The 24,373-nt window shown below is 34.2% G+C and carries 26 protein-coding genes; 6 read left to right on the forward strand and 20 right to left on the reverse strand.

Annotated elements, in window-relative coordinates:
- Window position 1: 1 nt before the first annotated feature.
- From AA089_RS17450 to AA089_RS17485, 8 genes are all read right to left on the reverse strand, one after another.
- A complete protein-coding gene (locus tag AA089_RS17450) occupies window positions 2–490 on the reverse strand; it encodes a hypothetical protein (RefSeq protein WP_046758277.1) in 489 nt (162 codons plus the stop codon).
- A gap of 5 nt (window positions 491–495) precedes the next feature.
- Window positions 496–1,389 carry a hypothetical protein gene (locus tag AA089_RS17455; protein WP_046758278.1) on the reverse strand — a complete coding sequence of 298 codons (894 nt, stop codon included), beginning with the start codon at window positions 1,387–1,389 and terminating at the stop codon, window positions 496–498.
- Window positions 1,390–1,411: 22 nt separating this feature from the next.
- Window positions 1,412–1,948 (reverse strand): hypothetical protein, encoded by a 537-nt coding sequence (locus AA089_RS17460; protein ID WP_046758279.1) that lies wholly within the window; start codon window positions 1,946–1,948, stop codon window positions 1,412–1,414.
- A 6-nt stretch (window positions 1,949–1,954) separates the two neighbouring features.
- Window positions 1,955–3,790, reverse strand: a complete 1,836-nt coding sequence (locus tag AA089_RS25210) for an OmpA family protein (RefSeq protein WP_046758280.1) — start codon at window positions 3,788–3,790, stop codon at window positions 1,955–1,957.
- A 22-nt stretch (window positions 3,791–3,812) separates the two neighbouring features.
- Entirely contained in the window at window positions 3,813–4,355 is a 543-nt protein-coding gene (locus AA089_RS17470; protein WP_046758281.1) for a hypothetical protein, read from the reverse strand.
- Window positions 4,356–4,357: 2 nt separating this feature from the next.
- Entirely contained in the window at window positions 4,358–5,419 is a 1,062-nt protein-coding gene (locus AA089_RS17475; RefSeq protein WP_046758282.1) for a hypothetical protein, read from the reverse strand.
- A gap of 351 nt (window positions 5,420–5,770) precedes the next feature.
- Entirely contained in the window at window positions 5,771–5,956 is a 186-nt protein-coding gene (locus AA089_RS24930; RefSeq protein WP_156169088.1) for a hypothetical protein, read from the reverse strand.
- Between the two features lie 169 nt (window positions 5,957–6,125).
- Window positions 6,126–6,611: an STM3941 family protein gene (locus tag AA089_RS17485; RefSeq protein ID WP_046758284.1), complete on the reverse strand. Its 486-nt coding sequence runs from the start codon at window positions 6,609–6,611 to the stop codon at window positions 6,126–6,128.
- Window positions 6,612–6,741: 130 nt separating this feature from the next.
- On the opposite strand from AA089_RS17485, the gene AA089_RS17490 reads away from it, so the two are divergent.
- Window positions 6,742–8,067: an alkaline phosphatase D family protein gene (locus tag AA089_RS17490; RefSeq protein WP_046758285.1), complete on the forward strand. Its 1,326-nt coding sequence runs from the start codon at window positions 6,742–6,744 to the stop codon at window positions 8,065–8,067.
- Window positions 8,068–8,145: 78 nt separating this feature from the next.
- Window positions 8,146–8,658 carry an endonuclease V gene (locus AA089_RS17495; RefSeq protein WP_046758286.1) on the forward strand — a complete coding sequence of 171 codons (513 nt, stop codon included), beginning with the start codon at window positions 8,146–8,148 and terminating at the stop codon, window positions 8,656–8,658.
- 1,137 nt (window positions 8,659–9,795) lie between these two features.
- On the opposite strand, the gene AA089_RS17500 is transcribed toward AA089_RS17495, so the two are convergent.
- Complete coding sequence (locus AA089_RS17500; protein WP_046758287.1) at window positions 9,796–10,461, reverse strand: tellurite resistance TerB family protein; 666 nt, start codon at window positions 10,459–10,461, stop codon at window positions 9,796–9,798.
- Between the two features lie 229 nt (window positions 10,462–10,690).
- Here AA089_RS17500 and AA089_RS17505 point away from each other — a divergent pair, with 229 nt between their 5' ends.
- On the forward strand, window positions 10,691–12,097 hold the full coding sequence (locus AA089_RS17505; protein WP_046758288.1) for an MBL fold metallo-hydrolase: 1,407 nt from the start codon (window positions 10,691–10,693) through the stop codon (window positions 12,095–12,097).
- A gap of 105 nt (window positions 12,098–12,202) precedes the next feature.
- Here AA089_RS17505 and AA089_RS17510 read toward each other — a convergent pair whose 3' ends face one another.
- The 8 genes from AA089_RS17510 to AA089_RS17545 all read right to left on the reverse strand — a co-directional run bounded on the left by AA089_RS17510 (window position 12,203) and on the right by AA089_RS17545 (window position 18,412).
- Window positions 12,203–13,039, reverse strand: a complete 837-nt coding sequence (locus tag AA089_RS17510; protein ID WP_046758289.1) for a zinc-dependent metalloprotease — start codon at window positions 13,037–13,039, stop codon at window positions 12,203–12,205.
- A 220-nt stretch (window positions 13,040–13,259) separates the two neighbouring features.
- Window positions 13,260–13,535, reverse strand: coding sequence for an ATP-dependent Clp protease adaptor ClpS (locus tag AA089_RS17515; protein ID WP_046758290.1), 276 nt, complete (start codon window positions 13,533–13,535; stop codon window positions 13,260–13,262).
- A 10-nt stretch (window positions 13,536–13,545) separates the two neighbouring features.
- Window positions 13,546–14,385, reverse strand: a complete 840-nt coding sequence (gene prmA, locus AA089_RS17520) for a 50S ribosomal protein L11 methyltransferase (protein WP_046758291.1) — start codon at window positions 14,383–14,385, stop codon at window positions 13,546–13,548.
- Between the two features lie 5 nt (window positions 14,386–14,390).
- Window positions 14,391–15,140 carry a triose-phosphate isomerase gene (tpiA, locus tag AA089_RS17525; protein ID WP_046758292.1) on the reverse strand — a complete coding sequence of 250 codons (750 nt, stop codon included), beginning with the start codon at window positions 15,138–15,140 and terminating at the stop codon, window positions 14,391–14,393.
- Between the two features lie 11 nt (window positions 15,141–15,151).
- Entirely contained in the window at window positions 15,152–15,643 is a 492-nt protein-coding gene (locus AA089_RS17530; protein ID WP_046758293.1) for a TlpA family protein disulfide reductase, read from the reverse strand.
- The gene (locus AA089_RS17535) at window positions 15,643–16,209 is read right to left on the reverse strand and encodes a L,D-transpeptidase family protein (protein WP_046758294.1); all 567 of its coding nucleotides are present in this window, start codon (window positions 16,207–16,209) and stop codon (window positions 15,643–15,645) included. The genes AA089_RS17530 and AA089_RS17535 overlap by 1 nt, the downstream gene beginning before the upstream one ends.
- 11 nt (window positions 16,210–16,220) lie before the next feature.
- Window positions 16,221–17,297, reverse strand: a complete 1,077-nt coding sequence (locus AA089_RS17540; protein ID WP_046758295.1) for an ABC transporter permease — start codon at window positions 17,295–17,297, stop codon at window positions 16,221–16,223.
- An 11-nt stretch (window positions 17,298–17,308) separates the two neighbouring features.
- On the reverse strand, window positions 17,309–18,412 hold the full coding sequence (locus AA089_RS17545) for a BT_3928 family protein (RefSeq protein WP_046758296.1): 1,104 nt from the start codon (window positions 18,410–18,412) through the stop codon (window positions 17,309–17,311).
- A gap of 109 nt (window positions 18,413–18,521) precedes the next feature.
- Between AA089_RS17545 and folP the strand changes: the two genes are divergently transcribed.
- On the forward strand, window positions 18,522–19,349 hold the full coding sequence (gene folP / locus AA089_RS17550; RefSeq protein WP_046758297.1) for a dihydropteroate synthase: 828 nt from the start codon (window positions 18,522–18,524) through the stop codon (window positions 19,347–19,349).
- Window positions 19,350–19,722: 373 nt separating this feature from the next.
- On the opposite strand, the gene AA089_RS24935 is transcribed toward folP, so the two are convergent.
- Entirely contained in the window at window positions 19,723–19,884 is a 162-nt protein-coding gene (locus AA089_RS24935; RefSeq protein WP_156169090.1) for a hypothetical protein, read from the reverse strand.
- A 171-nt stretch (window positions 19,885–20,055) separates the two neighbouring features.
- Here AA089_RS24935 and cdaA point away from each other — a divergent pair, with 171 nt between their 5' ends.
- Together cdaA and AA089_RS17560 are read left to right on the forward strand one after the other, a co-directional pair.
- Window positions 20,056–20,838, forward strand: a complete 783-nt coding sequence (gene cdaA, locus AA089_RS17555; RefSeq protein ID WP_046758309.1) for a diadenylate cyclase CdaA — start codon at window positions 20,056–20,058, stop codon at window positions 20,836–20,838.
- A gap of 93 nt (window positions 20,839–20,931) precedes the next feature.
- Complete coding sequence (locus AA089_RS17560) at window positions 20,932–21,756, forward strand: DUF3667 domain-containing protein (protein ID WP_046758298.1); 825 nt, start codon at window positions 20,932–20,934, stop codon at window positions 21,754–21,756.
- Here AA089_RS17560 and AA089_RS17565 read toward each other — a convergent pair whose 3' ends face one another.
- Window positions 21,757–23,526, reverse strand: a complete 1,770-nt coding sequence (locus AA089_RS17565) for an ABC transporter ATP-binding protein (RefSeq protein WP_046758299.1) — start codon at window positions 23,524–23,526, stop codon at window positions 21,757–21,759. It abuts the gene before it with no gap.
- Window positions 23,519–24,271: a tRNA pseudouridine(38-40) synthase TruA gene (gene truA / locus AA089_RS17570; protein ID WP_046758300.1), complete on the reverse strand. Its 753-nt coding sequence runs from the start codon at window positions 24,269–24,271 to the stop codon at window positions 23,519–23,521. The genes AA089_RS17565 and truA overlap by 8 nt, the downstream gene beginning before the upstream one ends.
- Window positions 24,272–24,373 lie beyond the last annotated feature (102 nt).

Raw genomic sequence — 24,373 nt, forward strand, 5'->3', positions numbered from 1 at the left:
TTTATTGATTTGAAGTTATTGCTTGTCTTTTGCTTTCCAATTCGTTTTGAATCATTGCCTGTAAACGCTGTTCAAAAACGGGTGGATTTGGAACGGTTACTAGTTTGGTTCTCACTAGTGAACTTGCTTCTGCGGAGTACTGATATTTTTGCGAATAGCTTGCTGAAACGGAAGCACTTACAGCTGCAAATCCTACATTAAATCCTGCACTTACCGAAACGGAAGCTCCAAATTCTTTTGATTCCATCATGGAAACAGACATTTTACATTCAAAAAATGTATCTACAAATTGGTAAAAGGTTGGTGTAAAGCCTAATGATAGTAAGCTATATTCTTCACCGCCCATTTCTACTTTGGTGTTTACGAGTTCTTTTGCTAAATCCATTGAAACTCTGTCCAAAGCTTGTTGCGCTTTCGCGATCCCTACACCCAGAGATTGAATCATCTCTGGTAAGGGTGCGTTTTGTATTTCTCTGGTGATTCTACCCATGGATATTAGTTTTCAGCTTCTTCTCTCGCTAATTCCATTTGTAATTGAATACGTTCTTCTAGTGCTGCTGGTGGCGGAATCGGAACGAGTTTTGTTTGTAGCAAACTTGAACCTTCAGCCGAGTAACTATATTTTTGAGAATAGTTAGCATTTACCTGCGAAGTTGTCACGGTTTTGTTCGTTTTTAAACCTTTTCTCCAACTGAAACTTGCGCTTCTGTCTGTACTTTTAGAATCTCTTTTGTAGTTGAAAGAGGAAGATCCTTCTCGTTTAAATTTAATAGTAATTGCCACTTTGATAATGGTATCTACAAATTGGTAAAATGTTGGCGAGAAACCAAGTTCTAACATGGATAATCGTTGCGGAATGTAAATTGTTCTTTCTACTGTTCCAGATTTTAATGCTACACTCGTTGTGGTTGGTGTTGCAATGGATGTGTATGCGCTTCCATCATATTCAAACCACTCCGTAGCACTTTTTCTGTAGTATACTTCTGTGTTTACTTTGTTGTCTGGCGTAAATACTGCGCTATTGTCTGTTGGCGCTTTATCTACATTCACAACAGGTTTGTCATACAACGGTTCTACATCATCTTTAATTTTATCATTAATAGAAGCTCTGTATGCCTCGTCTCTGCTGGCATTGTATGATTCTACAGCACCGGCAAGCGATACTTTTTCTTTTCCAAAGAATACACGACTGTCTTTGAAGTTGATAAATTCTTTTCCGTTGATTTCTGATTTTACAGGACTTAATCCTCCCATCATTTCTGCAACTTCAATGGAATTAGAGTCTAATGCCATTTGTGCGTTGGCTATTGATATAGCCATACTTTCTATCATTTCTCCCATAGGAACGTTTAGTAACTCCTGTCCTATTTCTGGATTATTTTTTAACATATAGTATAATTTTTAAAATTTGTTATTTTTCAGTGTTGATTGTTGATTTTAGTATTTCAAAATAAATATCAGGTGCAGGCAAAGACACTATTTTTGCCGCAATTGATGATGAGCCTTCTGCCGATGTTGAATATTTACGCGCATAATGTGCCGAAACTGACACTCCAAACATTTGTGTAGATGTGGAATCTTTACTAGCACTATTGCTGCTGGAACCGTTACTAGCACTTGCGCTTACATTGCTATTGGAACTATTGCTATTTCCATAGCTGAATCCTAATGCGCCTCCGTAGCTTTCAGATTCAGCCATAGAAAATTCCATTTTCATTTCTACAGAAGCTTCTGTAAAAGCGTAAAATGTTGGTGCAAAACCAAGGCTTAATAAATTATATTCTTCATCGCCTATATTAATTTTTACCGCAGCCAATTCGTTTGCCAACCGAATGGAATTTGCATCTAAAGCCGATTGCGCATTGGCAATTGACATTCCGAGCTTTTCCAACATGAAAGGCAATGGAGCATTGGTAATTTGTTGTATTACTTTAGGCGCTGTACTCATCAATAATTAGTTTGAAGTTGTATTAGTGTTTGTCAATGATTGAATGTAGTTTTCTAATGCTGTTGGTGGCGGCACAGAGATCATTCGAGCCGAAACCGAAGCATTTCCTTCTACAGACATGTTAAATTGACGTGCATATCGTACATCTAATGAACCACTAATTGCTACCGATCGATCGCCTTGAAGGTCTTGACTCGATTGCTTTAGTTTTGTAAATTCATTTTGCGTTTCCCCAACGTAAATTTCCGTTGATTCTTTGTCCATCGTGGTTGAAGATTCATTTTTTACTTTTACATCCAATTCTTTGTTTTCTTTGGAATGAATGAAGTAGTTAATTTTTGTTTCTTCATGCAACAGATAATACGTTTCGTTTACTTTTTCAATGTATGATTCTAGAATTTTCCCTTTGCTGTTATTTAGTGTAGTTAATAAATTACTAGAAGCATCACGTATGGTGTATTGAACACCTCCGTATGTGAAAATTATTTCAGCATTTGCTGGTGTTGGTGTATTATCAGCAGCTACGTATACAAAATAGTCTGGTGGATTAGGGTTTGAAGTTGTCTTTTTAGGGTTTGCTGAAACTCCTATTTCTCCTCCATTGAAAAGAATATAGTCGGACGCGCCCGTTGGGAATTCTACCGTAATTTTACGAATGACTGCATCTTTTGCAGAACTTCCATTGGCTAAAGATTCTCCTTCTGTTTCTACGATTACGCGTGTATCTGTAAATGTTACACCTGCAATTTTGCTTAGTTCGCTTCTGAATGCTTCTGCTCGTTTTTTACCGAGTTTTTGATTGTAATCTGCGTTTTGTTGACTGGTACTTCCGCTTCCGTCAGTAAATCCTTTTACGGTTACCACTAGCGAAGTATCTCTTTTTAACAACATTGCCAAAGCGGTCATGTCAGCTTCAATTATAGCATCGGCTTTTACGCCTGCAGAATATCCATAGTTGATGTCGTATTTATCCCAACCAAAGTAGAATTCATATACTTTTTTTCCAGCAACTCTGTGAATTCCTTCTGAATTGATTCCAACGACAGTTCCACCATTTAAAGTTCTTGCATTTGCTAATGTTGTTGCAAAATCGACTTCTTTGTTGAATTCCTTATTAGGACTCCCCGTTTTTACTGTTATTTTTGGAATTGACGAACTCGAAAGTGGTACATACGTAGCATCTAGTTTTAGTAAACCTTCTATATCGGTATGAATGTATGGTTCTCTAATGACTACATAACCGCCTTCTTTTGCAATGTACACTTCCGAAGCTGTAATGCTTTCCAATATTCTTTCGTCTTGAATTACACTTTCGGCACGAAGTTCACTACTTTCATCGCGCATTTGCTCTTTTGCTTTTTCAACTTTAGAATACGAACCTTCTTCTTTGTGAATTTTGAACGATTTTTCATTAATACTAATGTCTTCAGAAGTTTTTGCTTTTAGGGCAATGTCTTTTTGCGTTTTGGAATACTGACTTAGCGATTCTTTTTTGCTGTCTTTTAAATCATCAAAGAATTTTTCGTTGAATGTTTTGTTATTAGTGTATTCTACAGAGAGACTAAAGTCAACTTCCACTTCTTCTTTGACGGCCATTTTTAAGCTAATGGACGCTGAAATATCAGCATAATCAAAGGCATAAAATGCAGGTTGAAATCCTAGTTCTAATAATGATCTTCCGGCTACTTTACTTTCGGAAAGCCGAATGAGCTGCGATACGGAATTCGTATCGAGTCGCTCTTGTGCTTCTGCTATTCCTAGAGCGAGCGCTGTTACCATACTACTCACGTCTACGTTTTGCAGTATTTTTGATCCTTGATCAAATGTTTTAATGTCTGCCATTTTTTGTTTCTGTTTTTAAGAGTTAGAAAGGAGAAACGCCCTCAGGTAAATCCATGGCAATTTTTGGATTCACTGATTCTTTTCTCACAATGAAATAATTATGTTTTTTTTGTAATCGTGTTAATTGATCTTTATTTACTTTGTAGCCTCTTTGCAACCAACCTAAAAGTTCATCTGTAATCGGTTGTTTTCCTTTTCCTAAATCTTGCTGCACTTCTTGTAGCAATTCTTTAGCTTCTTCTTGTTCTCCTTTTAAAACATGTTGAATAGCTTGACGTTCGCTTACAAAAGCATTGTGCTTTCTTACCAAAACATCTTGCTCTTTGTCTTGTAAAAAAGAACGATAGTTTTCACAGAACGAAATCACTTGATCGTGCGCACCTGAGAGTTCTAAAGACTCCATTACACATTGACTGTAATGTTGGTAAAACAATTCGCTGTCTTGCTCTTGTTGCGTAAGTTTCATTGCTTCTTTGTAATGGCGTAATGCTTCTTTATGATTTTTGTCAATAGCGTGCATTTTTCCACGTTCAGCAATTCGGTAGTGTAACATTTGTACTTCCATGATTAGTTGATGATTTCAGGGTTACACGTTACTTGTTCTAATTGTGCTAACAGATATCTGGCAATTAATGGCGGCACTTCGTCATTGCTTGTCCAATTGGTTGTTTTCGCTTTTGGAAGGTTTTTTTCTGGAATAAATTGTCCTAAGATTTGAGTTACTTTTTCAAGATCTTCAATGTCATTAACTTGTAGTTTTTTCTTGAAGTTGAAATCTTTTTCGAGTGTAGTTGTTAATCCAATTGAAGTACAATCTGCAAGAACAGTTTCTGCATTTTTTCTGTTTAAATTTTCAAATAATACAATTGGAAGTGCTGCATGTACCTCTTCTAAAATTTCTGTTGGCATTCCTACGTTTTCTACTAAAAATGCAGCATGCGCTTGGTTAGTAACATCAAAATCTTGCAACATTACTGAGACCAATTGATGATTTTGATTTAATAGTTTTACCGCTTTGTTAGATTGGTACTGTCGCCATAATAATTGAGAATTATCATACGAAACATCTTCAATTACGTATGCACTTGCTGTTTCGTATGCTTTTGTTTTTAATACTTTTTCAATACTTCGCAACTGTGTATTTTCAGCTTCTTTGCTAATCAATATTGTATAAAAGTCTTTGCGAGGATTTGAAAAATGCACATTTGCATCCGTACGTTTTTGAAGTGCTTTTGCAGTAGCTACAGATACATTTCCAAGTACAATACTTGGTTCGTTTAGCATTAAGGTTAGTACTTCTGATTGTTTGCAACCTAAAAATTCGGCAAGTTGTTCCGTTACTTTTGGCAGTAATAAAACGTTATTTAAACTCACGCTGATATCGATTAATTCTGTAGTTAAATCGATTTCGTCTTCTGGTGTACAAATTGAAACATCTAAGCCTAGTTTTGTTAGTGTGTTTTCAGCTTTTTGCGCAGTATCTTCATCTACTTTTTGGAATAAGATAGAAGGTGCATTGTACAATAGTTTTAAGATGTAATCTTGTGGAACTTTTAGCGCATCCGACAGCACTTTGGACGCTCCTGGAGTAGCGGTTCCAATAGAATTGATAATTACTGTGTTTTCCATTTGGTATGAATTTTATTAAAATGATTTGGTAAAATTAGCTAGCCAACAATGGAGAAATAGGTGTGAAATTCCTTTTTATGATACCGTGTTTTTACCCTTTTAGAAAAGGTGCTTATTGGAAGAAATCGTAAAAATATACCGCACGCTGAATGAGTTCGCTTACAGACAAAATACGTTAATATGTAAAGTGCAAATTGTAACTATTTGATAGATTGAATGTTGTATGATTTTACAGTTCAACGTAAAGTGAACGTACTTTTGTAATCAAACTGGGAAAGAAGTACTTTTTTAAAAAAAAGCATAAAAAAAAGTGAACCGAAGTCCACTTTTATACATTTATGTGTCTATTTTCTACAAACACTTACATTGTGATGCATCATCATTTGTTGGTGCTGGACCTGTTGTGCCACAACCACCTTGTAATGAGCAGTATACTGAACATAGGTTAGACGTTCTTGTTCCTCCTGTTAATGCTGTAGATCTAAAGCTTGAGATTTTCTTTTTCCCTAATGCTAATTTAAAATTTTTCTTTTTCATGATTATTTTTTTTGTTTTTGTAAAGATACTGATAAACAATTGTAGGATAAAGAATATAAACTCGTAAAGGCAAAATTTATAAAATGATTAACTTTTTTTTAGACTTTATGTTAAATATTACAAATTACACATCATTAACTCTTAATAATCAGTATTTTATATTAAAAAATCAATATGGGTTTTTATATGTATAAAAGTCTTCTAAATGCGCCTTTACTTTCTCTAACGGAATATGAAATAGTGATTCTGAAAGTACGATTGGAGTTCCAAATCGTTTTACATTAACATGCATTATTTTCGTAACAATATTCGTTTTATCTTCAAAGAATCGTTCTTGATCAGTTATCATAATGACGATCGCTGTAAAATTTATACCTTTTTTAATTTCAAAACCTGTAATGAATTCCCAAGGAATAAATCCCATACCATTTCCACTACTTTTTATTCCTTCTTCAGTAACCGTAACGGTTGGTTTGCGTACTGCTAAACGAAGCAATACATACGAACCCAAGAAAAATAAAAATCCAAAAAACACGTAACTTAGAATTCCTGAAAAAAAGTACATCATACTTCCCGATACAGATAGTACCGCTATTGCAATGAAAATTTGTCGTATCGTATGTTTTCGTTGTTGATAAAAAAGTAATGGCTCCATTGATTTATTTTTTTAATTCTTGCGTTCTAAAATAGAGTTAATTTTGAATAGATTGTTTATAATTTATACGCTAAATTTCATATGAAAGTACTTTTTTATGTTGAAATTTGTATTCTAAACAATTCATATAATGAAAAAGATCGTATTGTCATTCCTTTTTGTGTGGTGTTCTTTTGTGAGCATTGCACAAGAATCTTTATTGCAATCTGGGCCAATGGTTGGATATTCAGATTTTCGAGAAGCTTTAATTTGGGTACAAACCACTGAGCCAGCTTCCGTGAAAATAGGATATTTCACTGCAGGTGAAACTGAAAAATTCACAAAAGAAGTACAAACAACAGTTGAAGGCGATTTGATTGCCAAGCTATTTCCAAATGAAGTTGATTATGGAAAAACGTACACCTACAAACTTTATATTAACGATCAGTATGTTCCGCGAGATTATAAGTTAACGTTTCAAACACAGACATTGTGGCAATTCCGAACGGATCCGCCAAATTTTAAGATTGCGTTGGGTTCGTGTAGTTTTATCAATGAGAAAAAAGATGATCGTCCAAAACCTTATGGAGCTAAGTATCAAATTTTTAATTCTATCCTAGCTAAAAATCCGGATTTAATGTTGTGGGTTGGCGATAATATGTATTTACGAACGCCTGATTTTATGACCGAAACAGGCATTCGTCATCGATACAGACATACGCGTGCAACACCTGAATTGCAAGCGCTACTCGGAAGTGTACATCATTACGCAACGTGGGACGATCATGATTTTGGTCCAAACGATGCCGATCGAAGTTACGTAAACAAAAAACTTACCGAACAAACCTTTAATGATTATTGGGGCAACTTAAATACAAATGCGGCTGGAAATGGTGGCGTTACACAACATTTTGCTTGGAATGATGTAGAATTTTTTATGTTAGACGATCGATATCACAGAGCGCCAAATAAAGATCCTAACCAAGATAAAGCCTATTTAGGAACGCAACAACTCAATTGGTTGATAGATGCATTGACCACGAGTAAAGCTACCTTTAAAATTGTGATTAATGGCGGACAAGTGGTAAGTGATGTTGCAAAGTTTGAAAATTATGCAATGTATCCTACAGAACGTGCCGAACTTTTTAAACGTTTGCATGATGCAAAGATTGAAGGTGTTATCTTTTTGAGTGGCGATAGACATCATACAGAAATTTCACGATTGGAGCGTGTAGGTGCGTATCCGTTAATTGATATTACCTGTTCTCCACTAACTGCGGGAACCCATAAACCAAGAGACGAAGGCAATACGTTGCAAGTAAAAGGTAAAACATTTTACAATCGTAATTTTGGAATTATTGAAGTTTCAGGAAAACGTCGTGAACGTGTGTTGGTATTGACGATTTACGATTCTGATGGAACCAAAGCATTTGATTATACGATTACTGCACAAGATGTTCGTTATCCGAGAAAATAGCTTCAACATACAAGGCATATACCAAAACCGTCAATAATTCATATTGGTGGTTTTGTTTTTATATAGTAATTTTATGCTATGATTTTAGCCACCGATATTCATTACAAAGAAACCTATGCAAAAGCTGTTTGTATTATATTTGATTGGGAAGATGCCATTCCTGAGAAAATATATACGACAACTATTGATGAAGTAGCTCCATATGTTCCTGGCGAATTTTACAAACGAGAACTTCCGTGTATTTTAAAAGTGTTAGCTCAAATTGATTTAGATCATATTGAAGCAATTATTGTTGATGGACATGTTTTTATCCATGATGATAAAAGTTACGGCTTGGGCGGTTATTTGTGGGAAGCACTTGATCGAAAAATTCCAATTATTGGGATAGCTAAAAAATCATTTATAAATACTTCACAAGTTGCGACACCAATTTTACGAGGTTCAAGCGAAAAACCATTGTTTGTTTCGTGTATTGGAATTGCAAAAGAAATTGTTCTTGAAAAAGTAAAACTATTACATGGAGAACATCGTATGCCAACTATTTTAAAACTTTTGGATGTAGTTACCAAAACGGAAAAAGACACCGAATAGACTCTTTAAAACCGCTTTTTCAATCGCTTATATTTTAGATCGCTTATTTATGGTTTTCTGAAATATATTTCAAATAAAAGAAGAAGCTTTTCATTAAGAAGCGCAAAAAACTTCAAAAAAGGTATAAATAAAAAAAGAATCCTCAGGGCAAAGGATTCTTTTTTTATTTTTAATACAATTTATCAGATTGTTAACACTAGTAATACTAAATATTAATAGTATAAAAATACTATAGTTACATTTTTTACCGTCACAAAGTCGATGAAATTACAACTAAGTATAGATAAGTGGTCGTTTTATATCGATAAGCTTACAAAGCTTTTATATTTTTTTTAGATAATACTTGGATTCAAAACAAAAAAAAGAACTTTTGGGGGCACAAAAGTTCTTTATCTTATACAATTTACCAGATTGTAATTTATCGTAATACTAAATATTCTTTGTAAATATAAGCTTCTAAGTTAAAGCACTTTAGTAAAAGTCGTTCAGATTAGCCTATAGTGTAGACGAATGACACTATTGAGACGTTTAAGCTTCAAAAATTGATTTTCCATCAGTAAATCAAGCACTTAAGTTGTAAAAATAAGGATATTTACAACTATATCATAAATTTAGTACAAAAGCAAAAGGAGTGTTCCCCAACACTCCTTTCTGATTGTAGAATAATAAACCTCAACAAATACTCATTGAAACTTGGTTCGAAAATACTAAAACGACTTGATGTATGCCGTGTATTTTTTGTAAGCGTAGCTAAAATTTTGTAAACGTTGAAAAAAGTGTAGAAAAGTAAAAAGGAGTGTCCCCCAACACTCCTTTTTCATAAGAAATTATATTCTTCTTTTCATGGAATAAAATACCCAGTTTGAAATTTTATTGAAGAATAAATAACCTAAAAAACCTGTGGTAAACTTAGCTATTGTAGCTATAATATAAAAGAATTAGCATACGTAATTTATAAATTACGTACGTCTAAATTCATATGTAAATTATTGATAAACAACAGCTAACATATATTTTTTTAGCAATTTTTTAGAACAAAAATTGCTTGGTATATTTAATCTAAAATATGGCATTTGTTCATTAGAAACCATAAAAAAAGCGAGCATGAGCTCGCTAGATAATCAATATTTTTTGTATTTAATTGACTTCTTGAATCTCTTTTACTTGCAATTTATCAATTAATGTTTTGTACATATCTTTTGGAAGTCCGCAAGCAATTAAATATTCTTTCATCAACTCTTCTTCCGCTTTGTCAATAATTCCATCTGCCAATAATACAACGCCAGCTTGAGCCAAAATATTCATGATAGCTTCCGCAGATAATTCCGTTCGTGCTTCATTTAATAAGTTAAAGACAAAATTATCTTTGTTTTGATCACGTTTTACACGTTCCATAATTTCCGTTAATTCTGCTTTGATATCATCAAACTGTTCTATGGCTTCTTTAATTTCACGTTCTTCTTCAATAGCAAAATTACCATCAATCACTGACATATGCGTCATGGTTGCAATTAATGCTTTTGCATAAATATAACGAGCTTGATGTTGGGCATTATCACGCACCGATTGCGATTGTCCTAAAATGTCTTTGATCTTTTCATTGTAAGCACTTTTACAATTTGTACATTCATAAAAACGATCTACAACATCTAATGGAATTACAGGAATAAAAAATAAGGTAAACCAACGTCGGTATAACTTATTTACTAAACTTCCGCTATCGCAATTAGGACAACTATTCTCTAAGACAGGACTCTCACTTACCGTATGCTTGATTCCTCTTGTTCCAAAAATTATAAACATATGAATTCATTTTTTGTAAATATAACATAATTTATATGGTAAAACATAATTGTATCGATTGGTCACTTTATGTAAAAGTATAAATCTCATAAAATAAGTTTTCCCCAGAAACCTCTTCATTATTATGAAATTCGCAATAAATCACTTTTATTTTTAACAAATAAATACAATGCAAGCACAGTATGTATACTAGCAATCTTTGTTATATTTGTACTGTAAATTCAGCATTATGAAGATTGAACAAATTTATACGAGTTGCCTTGCACAAGGTGCTTATTATATAGAATCTAAGGGAGAAGTTGCTATTATTGATCCACTTCGAGAAACCAAAGCATATATTGAAAAAGCAAAGGCTAACAATGCCAAAATTACTTATGTTTTTGAAACACATTTTCATGCAGATTTTGTTTCGGGTCATATTGATTTAGCGAAAGCAACTGGCGCCACCATCGTTTTTGGTCCAAACGCAACTACAAGCTATGACATCTACAATGCCAAAGATGAAGAAGTATTTACTATTGGCGATATTAAAATAAAAGTATTGCACACACCAGGACATACGTTAGAATCTACTACGTATTTACTATTGGATGAAAACGGTAAGGAACATGCTATATTTTCAGGAGATACCTTGTTTTTAGGCGATGTGGGACGACCTGATTTAGCCATTAAAAGCGACTTAACAAAAGAAGATTTGGCAGGAATGTTGTACGATTCGCTTCGTACTAAAATAATGACATTGCCAGACGATGTTATTGTATATCCTGCACACGGAGCTGGTTCGGCTTGTGGAAAAAACCTAAGCAAAGAAACTGTTGGAATTCTTGGCGAACAAAAGAAAACCAATTATGCGTTGCGCGCTGATATGACAAAAGAAGAGTTTGTAAAAGAAGTTTTGGATGGTATTGCGCCTCCACCACAGTATTTTTCAAAAAATGCCATGATGAACAAATCTGGTTATACTTCTTTTGAAAATGTATTAAAAAAAGGAAATATTCCACTCACACCAGAAGCTTTTGAAGCAATTGCTAATGAAGAACATGCATTGGTGTTAGATGTACGTCATCAAAAAGATTTCTTGGAAGCACATATTCCAAATAGTGTTTTTATTGGTTTACATGGTGGATTTGCGCCTTGGGTTGGCGCCCTAATTACAGATTTGCAACAACCAATATTATTAGTTGTTCCAGAAGGAAAATCTGCGGAAGCAATCACTCGTTTATCTCGTGTTGGATACGATAATACACTTGGTTATTTAGAAGGCGGAATAAATGCTTGGAACGCTTCAGGAAGAGAAACTGATAGCATTGCCTCTATTTCTGCGGAAGAATTTGCAACACGTTTTAAAAACGATATCAATGTGTTGGATGTACGTAAAGACGGAGAATATAAAGCAAAACATATTGAAGATGTGCAGCATTTTGCATTAGACTATATTAATGAAAACATGCACGAAATTGATCCAGATACAGAATATCACATTCACTGTGCTGGTGGTTACCGTTCTGTAATTGCTGCTTCAATTTTAAAAGCACGTGGATTTCACAAGGTTATTGATGTTGCTGGCGGATTTGGCGCTATTAAAAAGACCGATTTGCCTTTGACTGAATTTGTGTGTCCGTCTACACTTTCGTAACATTTTAGAAAATATATAAATAGCAAAAAGGCGCTGGTTAGGCGCCTTGTGTATGTTAAAAATCACTCGTGAGTTTGATTTACTATGTTATTGTTTCCTTATATATTAGTATAAGAAATTTAAAGCAGTGATGTCATTGTTATTGAATTCACCATTTACACCTGAGTTGAAACATGCTAACATGATTGATGTAGAATCATATCCTGTTGGAGTTCCTGGAATGTGAATTGCACCAACACCAGCGCTTCCTTCATTTGTGTTTTGTCCACAACTTTGTCTGCTGAAGTAATCTGTGTGACGGAATCCAACTGAGTGACCAATTTCGTGTGTAATTACATGTTCATTTACGTTTGTACTAAAGCTATCTAATCCTGAAAAGATTTGTACAAATTTAAATGGATTTCCTCCTGAAGGGAAACCTGCTTGTCCTCCTGATTGTCCGTTAGGTACTAAATATACAACCATATCAGCCGCTTGGAAGTTAGTTCCGAACGTTAAGTTAAAGTTGATATCTAAGTTTAATCTGTTATAGTTATTTACAGCCCATTGTAAAGCTGTTCTCATTTTACTAGTTAATGCATTGCTACCACCAGTGTATCCAAGAATATTGATTGTTCCAGGAGATACTAAGTTATTTGTTCGGTATTGCTTGGTTGTGATGTCTCCACCAAGCTGCATATTCATTAATTGATCATGCGTCATAATGATGTCACCTTCCATCAAATAAGCCTCTTCGATTTTACCGTTTGGCTTTTCAAAAGTAGTCAACTGCATGTCATCTGTATTGAAGTGAAGAGATCTTGCTTTTTCAAGAACATCTTGCGAAATTCCGATTGCTGTGTCTTGCTCCTCATCTACTACGGCAGTATCTTTACTACATGATACAACCATTAATCCTAAAGCTAGGGCGAATACTAAGGTTAAGTTTTTAAAATTTTTCATTTTTAAAGTTTTTGGTTTATGTTACTAAAAGTTTGGAGCGATTTTTAACACATTCCAAAAGTAATAATAAGATTAATAAATTGCTAATGAAATGTTAAAAAAACTGAGAATAATTAAAAAATTAACACTTTATGTACGTTTTGTTAAATATTTATCAAAAAAATAAGCGCCTCATAAAAGGCGCTTATTTTTTCTTAATGTACTAAAAATCTTTATGTTACTAAATAATTTCTGCTGAAAGACCAGCTTGAAGTAGTTTACTACATCTTGGTTTTAAATCTTCATATTCTCCAGTTTTCACTGTACATTTTCCTTTGTAATGCACAATTATGGAACATTGTTCCGCTTGTTCGGCAGTATGATCACAGGCATATATTAAAGTCTGAATCACATGATCAAATGTATTTACATCGTCGTTGTACAATACAATTTCATTGTTTTTTTGCACATCTTCTAATGTTAATACTTCTTCTTTAATTTCTTCTTGTGTACTCATATTCAATATTTTACTGCAAAATTACAAATTTTAAAGCTACCCAATTGTTTTTTTCCAGCGTATCCATCAATTTTAACTTGTTTTTAGCACATTCTTCTGTGATGATGGGAATATCTTCTGTGTAAAATCCGCTTAGAAATAAAATTCCATCCGTATTTAGACATGCTGCATATTGATGAATATCGCTTAATAATATGTTTCTGTTAATGTTTGCAATAACAATGTCATATTTTTTATCTTTCAATAAAGAAACATCGCCTTCATAGGTAGAAATATGTTTGCAATTGTTGCGTTCTACATTTTCCAATGTGTTTAGGTAGCACCAATTATCTATGTCAATGGCATCCAAAGGCTTTGCTCCGCGCATTTCAGCTAAGATTGCCAAAACACCAGTTCCGCAACCCATGTCTAGTACTTTTTTATCTTTGACGTCTGTTTTTAGAATATGTTGCAACATCATATGTGTGGTTTCATGATGTCCCGTTCCAAAACTCATTTTAGGTTCGATGACAATATCATATTCCACCGCACGTTTTTCATGAAATGGTGCACGAACTACACATCTTCCGTCAACTTCAATGGCTTCAAAATTCTTTTCCCATTCTTTATTCCAGTTTACTTGTGCAATTTCCTCATGCTCATAGCTAATGGTAAAGTCTTCATTTTTTAGAATTTGAATGTTTTCTAAGATAGCTTCATTCCATTCTTCTTTTTGAATGTATGCATTGACACCATCTTCATTTTCCACAAAACTTTCAAACCCTGCAAAACCTAATTCTGCTATCAAAATTTCTACAGCAGGTTGTACAGGCGCTACTTTGAAGGTATATCCTATATATGTTGTTGACATTTAGTTTAGATTGCGTTTATAATGGCTACAAAATCTGCTGCTTTTAGCGCGGCTCCACCAATTAATCCGCCATCGACATCTTCCTTAGAAAATATTTCGGCAGCATTTGCAGGTTTTACACTTCCTCCATAAAGGATAGAAACATTATTTCCTACTTCGCTTCCAAAAGCTTCTGAAACTATTTTTCTAATGAATGCGTGCATTTCTTGCGCTTGCGCTGGAGAAGCAGTTTCGCCAGTTCCAATTGCCCAAACAGGTTCATATGCTAAAATGATATTTTTCCAATCTTCTTTCTGTAAATGAAATAGCGCATTTTTTAATTGTGCTTCTACAATAGCAAAGTGATTTTCTGCTTTTCTGTCTTCTAACTCTTCTCCAAAACAGAATACAACTTCCATGTCATTTGCTAACGCTGTATCAACTTTGGCAGCTAGTAATTCGTCAATTTCTCCAAAATAAGCTCTACGCTCGCTATGTCCGAGAATTACCGTATTTACACCAACGCTTTTAAGCATTTGTGCCGAAACTTCTCCTGTGTAGGCTCCTTTTTCAGCTTGATGCATATTTTGTGCTACCACTTCAATGTTGTGTCCTTTTAACACATTAAACGCTTGAAAAAGGTTTACAAATGTTGGTGCAATCATTACACGCGCATCTGTTTGTGGCACTTGCGCTATTAAATCATTTAGTAATGCTTCCGTTTGCGAAAGATCATTGTTCATTTTCCAGTTTCCTGCAACTATTTTACGTCTCATTGTATTATTATTTATGGTTTGATTGCGATTTGCAATGCTTCATCGTTTGTTTTTACGGCTTCAAAAAGCTTGATACTTCCATCTGGATTGATAATCATGTATCTTGGAATCCAATCGAGTCCAATGGCTTTTCCAAAAGCACCTTTGAACCCTGTTGGCACAAAGTAATGTTCTCCTTTTAAGTTGTACTTATTGATTCCTGCTTTCCAGCTTGTTTCTTTTCGGTCCAAAGATAAAAATAGGTATGTTAACTCAGGATTATTTTTTTGAATTTCTTTTACACCTGGAATTCCTTGCAAACAGTCGCCACACCAAGATGCCCAAATGTCTACAAATACTGTTTTGCCTTTGTATTTGGCTAATATTTCTTCAAAAGTTATGTCCTTTCCGTTTACTGTTCGCATGTTTTCTTGCAAAGCTTTTGGTGGAAATGCTGTGAGAATTTCTTTTTGACAACTAGTCAATAGAAATCCTATTATACATATGTATATGAAGTTTTTCATTATTTTTGAATTGTAATTTTTGTTTGTTTTGTGATGTAAGGAAATAGTTCGTTTACATCACTATTTTTCATAGAAATACAACCTAATGTCCAATTGCGTTTGTCGTCAATTAAATGATCCATTCCGTCAGGTACGCCGTGAATTCCAACTTCGCCACCAATGGTTTCGCCTTCTTTGATGATTCCATCAGCTTTTCGTTGATTGAATTTCCGCCAAGAATCTGCATTCGGATAATCGATCCAAATAAATTTTGACCAACTTTTATGCGGATATTTGTCTCGCATTCCAAACACACCTTCTGGCGTACGTTTGTCGCCTTCTTTGTGTTTATCGTCAACGGGATTTCCTCCAAAAACAACATTGTATTGTTTTACCAATGTATCTGCTGTAAATATGGATAGTGTGTAATCGCTTTTGTCAATAATTACATCTACAGAAGTATTTTTTGGCAATAATGGTTTTGCTATTTCTTTTGTGTGTTTTTCAGCTTTTGACGATTCATCTTTACATGAATATATTATGAAAAATACACATATGTAGACGAAATATAGCGCTTTTACTTTCATAAATGTATATTTTACTGCAATCGAATTTTAGGATCAAGCCAGCCATAAATAACGTCAACTAGAATATTAATTATGATGAACATAGCTGCAATAATTAGCACAGAACCCATAATTATGGGCAAATCTTGACTGTTTAGTGCATCAACGATTTCTTTACCGAGTCCATTCCAACCAAATATGTATTCTACGAAAACAGCACCTGCCAACATCGAAGCAAACCAACCTGAAATTGCTGTAATTACAGGATTTAATGCATTTTTGACAGCATGTTTTTTGATGATTTGAAATTCACTCAATCCTTTAGCTCTTGCGGTTCGGATGTAATCTTGATTGAATACTTCCAATAACGAGTTTCGCATGAGTTGAATAACAACAGCTAACGGACGAATTCCAAGTACAATGGCTGGTAAGATAAGATTTTTCCAGCGAATGCTGACGGATTCGCCAAAATCGTCAACTTCGTACAAACTTCCTGTCATGTTTAGGTTTGTGAATTCATGCAATAGAAATCCAAAAATCCATGCAAATAATATCGCACTAAAAAACGAAGGAACACTCATTCCTAATGTACTTATGATTTGAATGGTTTTGTCTATAAACGTGTCTTTGTATAATGCCGAAATGATGCCAAAAATAATTCCGAGCAACATGGCAATACTAATCGCAGCAATTGCCAGCACAATGGTATTAGGTAAAGTTTCTCGAATAACTTGTGATACACTTTTTCCTGATTTTTGAAACGATTCACGCAAGTACGGAAGTTTAACAACTGTTGTGGTGTTTCCGATGGTAAATAACTTTGCTGCGCTGTATTTTCCAGTTGCTAAATAGGTATAATCGTTTTCTTTTGTGGAATGAAATGATATTGGCAACAAATCGTTGATATAATATGCATATTGCGTCAATATTGGCTTATCAAAACCATATTTTTTCTTTACAATTGCCACTTGTGCTGCTGTTTGATTTTGCCCAAGCATCATTTTTGCTGGATCGCCAGGCAATATATTAAATAGGAAAAAAATGACCGTCACGACTCCAAAGAGTGTTAGAAATGCATATCCGATTTTATGTAAAATGTATGTTCCCAAAAAGTCGTTTTCTAAAATGTTACGTTTTCAAAATCGTTGTAATGCGCTTTGTCGATAATCGTTCCTTTTTCTAGTTTTAACACACCTGGATTGGAACGAATGATGGTTTTTAATGCCGTTTCATCCGTTAAGTAAAATTCAAAATTATATTGCATTAGCGAAGCCAAATCTTGCAAATCGTTAGGATCAGAAGATGATAGTCCGATGACTTTGTAACCTGCTTGGATTGCTCTGTCTGTAATTGCTTTTACTTTTAGTAATCCTGCTTCTTCCGTTTTGTCTAAGCTATATATGACAATTATGACAAGTTTTTCTTCTGCCATCATTGCTTCCGTCATATCACCATCTTCTAAACTTTCAATACTAAAATCATGAATTGGTGGTTCATAACCTGGTATCAAAACTTCGCTAGTTACACTTACATACGTTCCGCCTTCTACTTCTGGATAGTTTGCTGAAGTGGTCACAATTTCTCGTTGCTCGCCATTGACATCAAAAATCCATTTGTACTGAAATACTGGTTTTTGCGCATCAGGAGGAACGGACATTCCTTCCATAATGTTTGCAGAAATTTTGTATGGACGAAAATCAAATGTTGGTAAATGATTGAGCACGTGTCTTCCAAAAAGAATACAAGCCAATAAACTGACCACCGTGATTACTAAGTTTGTTTTGTTTGAAAATAACGGTTTTATGTATTTCTGACCAGCGATAAGTACAATAATAAAGAAGAGTAATAGTAAATCCTTTTTAAAACTTTCCCAAGGTGTTAACTTCCAAAAATCACCAAAACAGCCGCAATCGGTTACTTTGTTATAGTATGCGGAATAAAAGGTAAGAAAGGTAAAGAAAACGATCAAACCTAATAACATTGCCAAAACTGGTTTTTTGAAATATCCGATAAGAATCATCACACCAAGAATAACTTCAAGGATTACGACAAACAACGCAATTCCTAAAGCATATGGCGTTAAGAATTCCATATTCAATACATCTTCAGCGAAATAATCTGTCAGCTTAAAAGAGAATCCAACCGGATCATTCAGTTTTATAAATCCTGAAAATATAAATAATCCACCGACGAAGATTCTTGAAAGTGCTACAAGGTTTTTCATGTGTTGTTCCGTTTTTGTCTATTAACTGTGAGATTTTATGTAAATTTCGCCCAAAATTACCAATTTAGAAAAAGAAACGGACATAAGTTTGTTTTAAAGGTATATATGTATGAAAAGTATCAATTGTAAAGGTCGTTTGGTAAGCTTAGAAACGCCAAAAGTGATGGGGATTTTGAATGTAACGCCTGATTCTTTTTTTGATGGAGGAAAGTACAAAGATGAAGTTTCTATGTTAACTCAGGTAGAAAAAATGTTGACAGATGGAGCTACTTTTATTGATATTGGTGCGTATAGTTCGCGCCCAAATGCACCGCATGTTTCCGAAACCGAAGAGAAACAACGTTTGCTTCCGATAGTTACAACCGTGTTGAAACATTTTCCTGAAACTATTATTTCTATCGATACTTTTAGAAGTGCTGTTGCCAAAGAAGCTATTGAAGCTGGCGCGGCATTGATTAATGATATTTCTGCGGGAAATTTAGATGCGCACATGATGGAAACTGTTGGTATGCTTCGTGTTCCCTATATTATGATGCACATGCAAGGAACGCCGAAAACGATGCAAAACAATCCGAGTTATGAAAATATTGTAAAAGAGTTACTTCATTATTTTTCGGGTAAAATTGCGGAAGCGAAGTCACATAAAATAAACGATATTATTATTGATCCTGGATTTGGTTTTGGAAAAACGGTGGCACATAATTATGAAATCCTGAAACAGCTTGAAGTATTTCAGTTACTTGATTTTCCAGTATTGGCTGGCGTTTCCAGAAAATCGATGATTTATAAAGTATTGGAAAATTCGCCACAAGAAGCCTTAAACGGAACTTCCGTGTTGCACACGATTGCCTTACAAAATGGCGCTTCTATTTTACGCGTTCATGATGTTAAAGAAGCAATGGAATGTGTGCGGTTGGTTGGAATGCTTGGTTGTTAGTGGCTTTGTTGGTTGGTTGCTTGTTGCTTTTTAAAAGTATTCTTTTCAATTTAAAATTTAACATGTAACATTCAACATTTTAACTTCGTTGTTCGTTGTTCGTTGCTTGTTGCTTGTTGCTTGTTGCTGGTAGAAAGAACTACTTTCTAATTTAAAATTCAACATGTAGCATTCAACATTTTAACTTCGTTGTTCGTTGTTCGTTATTCGTTATTCGATATTCGGTCTTGGGTCTTGGGTCTTGGGTCTGAAAAGTATTTTTCTTAATTTAACATTTAGCATTTTACATGTATAATTTCAAAATTCGTTGTTCGTTGCTAGTAAAAAAACAAAAGTTGCCTGAAATGATATATTCAGACAACTTTTTTACGTGTTAGAAATCGAAACAGTAACAACATTGTACTTCAGCACAATGATGTCCACAATCTGTACAAACACCACCGTTAAAACATTTGGCACGACCGCCATTAATTTTGTGCTGTTGTGATTTACTGATTTCTTCTGCGCCTTTTAGGCTTAAAATTTTGTGTAACATAACTTGTTATTTTATGATTAATAACTTTTAATGTACTAAATTGAGCATGGAAATTGGTAAGGTTTAGCCTTACAAATCTGTAGTTTCATTACAATCTTGAAAAAAAGCAGGTTTTCGCTTTACATTCTATAATATTTGCTATTTTTACTCGAATCGTTTACCCAACTCATTTTGGATTTTTTAAGCTTTTTAAATTTTGGCTGGTTAGATTTCATTGAAATCATCTTGGTAGCAGTGCTTTTGTATTATGTATACAAGCTTGTGAAAGGAACTGCGGCTATTAATATTTTTATCGGAATCGTTATTATTTTCATCATTTGGAAAGTAACGGAAGCGCTTGAAATGAAAGTATTGAGTAATATTTTTGGCGGATTTATTAATGTTGGAATTATTGCACTGTTTATTGTTTTTCAACAAGAAATACGAAAGTTTTTGTTAATGATTGGTTCTACAAATTTTGCCACAAAACGAAGTTTTATCAAGCATTTTAAGTTTTTGAAACAAGATATCAATACTGAAACCGATGTGGAAGCAATTGTGACAGCTTGCGCTAGAATGGCTAGCACTAAAACAGGAGCTATTATTGTGATTGAACGCAGTAATTCGTTAGATTTTGTAAAAGATTCTGGTGACAAAATGGGCATGGACGTTAATATTCCTACCTTAGAAAGTATCTTTTTTAAAAATAGTCCGTTGCATGATGGCGCTGTTATTATTCAAGGAAATCGTGTGACTGCCACGCGTGTTATTTTGCCTATTTCAAAAGAAACTATTATTCCACAACGTTTTGGATTACGACATAGAGCCGCCGTTGGAATTACCGAGAAAACAGATGCGCTAGTATTAGTCGTTTCAGAAGAAACTGGACAAATTTCATATATTAGAAATGGCGAATTTGTATTGTACGAAGATATTACAATACTAGCAGAAATGGTTCAAAATGATCTGAGTTAATTCCCGCCAAGGGTAACATTTTACACATTGCACAACTAAAAGAGTATATAAACCTGATTTCCCTCATAACCAACTTAGGCTAAAACCAAGCTTATGAATTGTAAAAACTGTACACTCCAACTTAAAGTTGAAAATAAATTTTGTTCAAATTGTGGCGCGAAAGTGATTCACAATCGATTGACATTGAAAAGTTTGTGGAACGAATTTTCACAACGGTTTCTAAATTATGACAATACGTTTTTTAAAACTGTTCGTCATTTGTTTACCAAACCCGAAGTTGTGATTGATAGTTATATCAATGGAACGCGAAAAAAGTATTTGAACGTTTTCAATTATTTTGCAATTTCACTTACCATTACAGGTTTTTTTACGTTTATCTTTTTAAAGTTTTTTCCTGAAGTTTATACAGGAGCGATGGATTATATGAACGCATCGCAACAGACAGAAGTGCAGAAAGAAATGTTTTCGAATTTGATGGCTACCATTTTTGATTACCAATCATTGATGTATTTTTTATTGATTCCGATACTTGCATTGATTTCGAAAATTGTATTTTATAATTATAAGAAATATAACTACACCGAACATGCCATTATTTATTTGTATGCCTACTCACATACGTTGGCATTTTTGAATATTTTGTATTTGATAACGATTGTTATTTACGATCCTTTTTTGAGCTATTTAACTATTTTATCTATTCCAATCAGCATACTTTATGTAGCATACGTATTGAAACGATTGTTTGAATTGAGCTTTAAGAAAATCTTTTTGAAAACAATGCTCTTTACTGTAGTTGGCTTGGTATTCTACATTGTAATTTCCTTATTTTTTGGACTCATCATGATCGTTTCCATGGTATTAGACGGAAGTTTTATAGAAATGGTAAAACAACAACAAGAATTAAAAGGCAAGTAACTAAGCCGTTTCTTGCTGAATAAATTGTACTTCGTATAAATTTTTGTAATAGCCGTTTTCGAGTTGCAATAACTCGTCATGCGAACCTTGTTCTACAATGTTTCCAGCGTCCATTACAATAATTGTATCTGCTTTTTTAATGGTTGCCAATCGGTGCGCAATTACAATGGAAGTTCTTCCTTGTGTAATGGTATCCGTTGCGTTTTGAATGAGTTGCTCCGAATACGAATCTACCGAAGAAGTTGCTTCATCCAAAATTAAAATCCTAGGATTGGTTACGTACGCACGCAGAAATGAAATCAATTGTCGTTGTCCTGAAGAAAGCATTCCGCCACGTTCTTTTACGTTATAATCGTAGTTATTTGGCAAACTCATAATGAAATCGTGTACACCAATTTGTTTGGCAGCTTTTTCAACTGTTTCACGACTGATTTCAGGATTTTCTAAGGTAATGTTGTTTAAAATTGTATCTGCAAATAGAAAAACATCTTGCAATACGACAGCTATTTTTGTGCGTAATGCCTCTAATTTGACATTATTTATATCCGTTTCATCTATGTAAATGGTTCCTGAATCTATTTCGTAAAAACGATTTAACAGATTGATAATGGTCGATTTTCCCGCGCCTGTTGCCCCAACAATTGCTACGGTTTGTCCTTGTTGCACATCAAATGAAATTCCGTGCAATACTTCTTCTCCTTTGACATATGAAAAACGTACATCTTTGAAACTGATATCGCCTTTGATATCAATTGAAGTCATTTTTCCTTCATCGTTAATAGTGCTTTCTGTGTCTAAAATATCAAATACACGACCAGCCGCGACCATTCCCATTTGTAAAGTATTGAATTTGTCTGCAATTTGTCGTAAGGGTCTAAAAAGCATTCCGATCATCATAATGAACGCCATGACATCTCCTAATAATACTAAGGAGTTTTGCTCTACAGCCATTAATCCGCCATACCAAACAACCAAACCAATAGCAATAGAGTTCGCCAATTCTGGAATTGGAAAGAATATAGAGTTATACCAAACCGTTCGTAACCAACCTTTTTTGTGCTTTTCGTTTATTTCTTTAAAGTTGTTGTATTCTGTTTTTTCTCTTGAAAATAGTTGTACAATCTTCATTCCTGTCACACGTTCTTGTACAAACGAGTTTAGATTTGATATTTGTGTACGTACTTCTTCAAATGCTGATTTCATTGCTTTTTGAAATACACGTGTTGCGTAAATGATGAATGGAAGTATGGCGAAAACGATGAGTGATAGTTTCCAACTCATCCACAACATTACGCCCATTACAACTAACATTTTGAGCAAATCGGCAATGATGACAAAAAGTCCTTGACTGAAGATACTTGCAATGGTTTCAATATCGCTCACGGCTCTAGTTACCAAACGTCCAACCGAAGATTTATCATAATATGCCATTTTAAAATTGAGCATATGATTGAAGAGTTTCTGACGAATATCTTTTATGATGGTTTGTCCAAGCCAATTTGCATAGAAAACAAATAGAAACTGAAATACAACTTCAAATACCAAAACGCCTAACATTGCCAATATGAGCATTAACAATCCGTATTCGTCTTTGGTCAGAATATATTCGTTTACTGTAATTTTTAGTAAAATTGGTCGTGTAACCGCAAAAGCAGCTAGTAAAATTGCAGCCAACGCCACAAAATACAACGTGATTTTGTAGGGATTTGTATAGACCATTAATCTTTTAAAAAGACCTACGTCGAATACTTTTCCTGTTACTTTAGCCATGTGTTATAAATATTTCTGCTGGGTATGTTACCGCGGTTAAATATAATGCTTTTCCAGGTACAGAAGTTCCTGCATTATTTCGATTTCTCGATGCTATAATTTGTTTAAATTCGTCAATAGTTAGTTTGCCCAATCCGACTTCTATGAGTGTTCCTACGATGGCACGCACCATATTTCGCAAGAAACGATCTGCTTTGATGGTAAATACAAACAATTCATTTCGTTGTTCCCAAACTGCTTTTTCAATCGTACATAGATACGTTTTTACATCCGTGTGCGTTTTTGAAAAACATTTAAAATCTTCATAATTGAACAATTCGTTCGCTGCTTTATTCATCAAATTAACATCTAAGTTTTTGTAAACTAAATGTGCTGATTGATTGTGAAACGGATTTTTCTCTGTAACAATCCAATATTCATACGTCCGTGCAGTTGCGTCAAATCGTGCATGTGCATCTTCTTTTACACTATGAATATCTTGAATAGCAATATCTTTTGGTAAAAATGAATTGAGTTTAAATATCAATTCCGTTGTATTTATTGCAGTTCCTACATCAAAATGTGCAAACATTTGCTTTGCATGTACACCAGCATCTGTTCTGCCTGCGCCTACAATTGAAATTTCTTTTCGCAATAGTGTTGACAATGCTTTTTCGAGAACTTCTTGTACAGAAATAGCGTTTGGTTGATTTTGCCAACCATGATAATTTTCGCCATTATAAGAAAGTTCTATGAAGTATCTCAAGGTAATATTTGCTACTTTTGTTTCAGACTCACAAAGATAAGTTTTAATTCACTATTTTACTTGAATTCACAATTATTTAGCAAAGTTTAACTCGATAATCGA

It is taken from the genome of Kordia jejudonensis (assembly GCF_001005315.1).
Classification (GTDB): Bacteria; Bacteroidota; Bacteroidia; order Flavobacteriales; family Flavobacteriaceae; genus Kordia; species Kordia jejudonensis.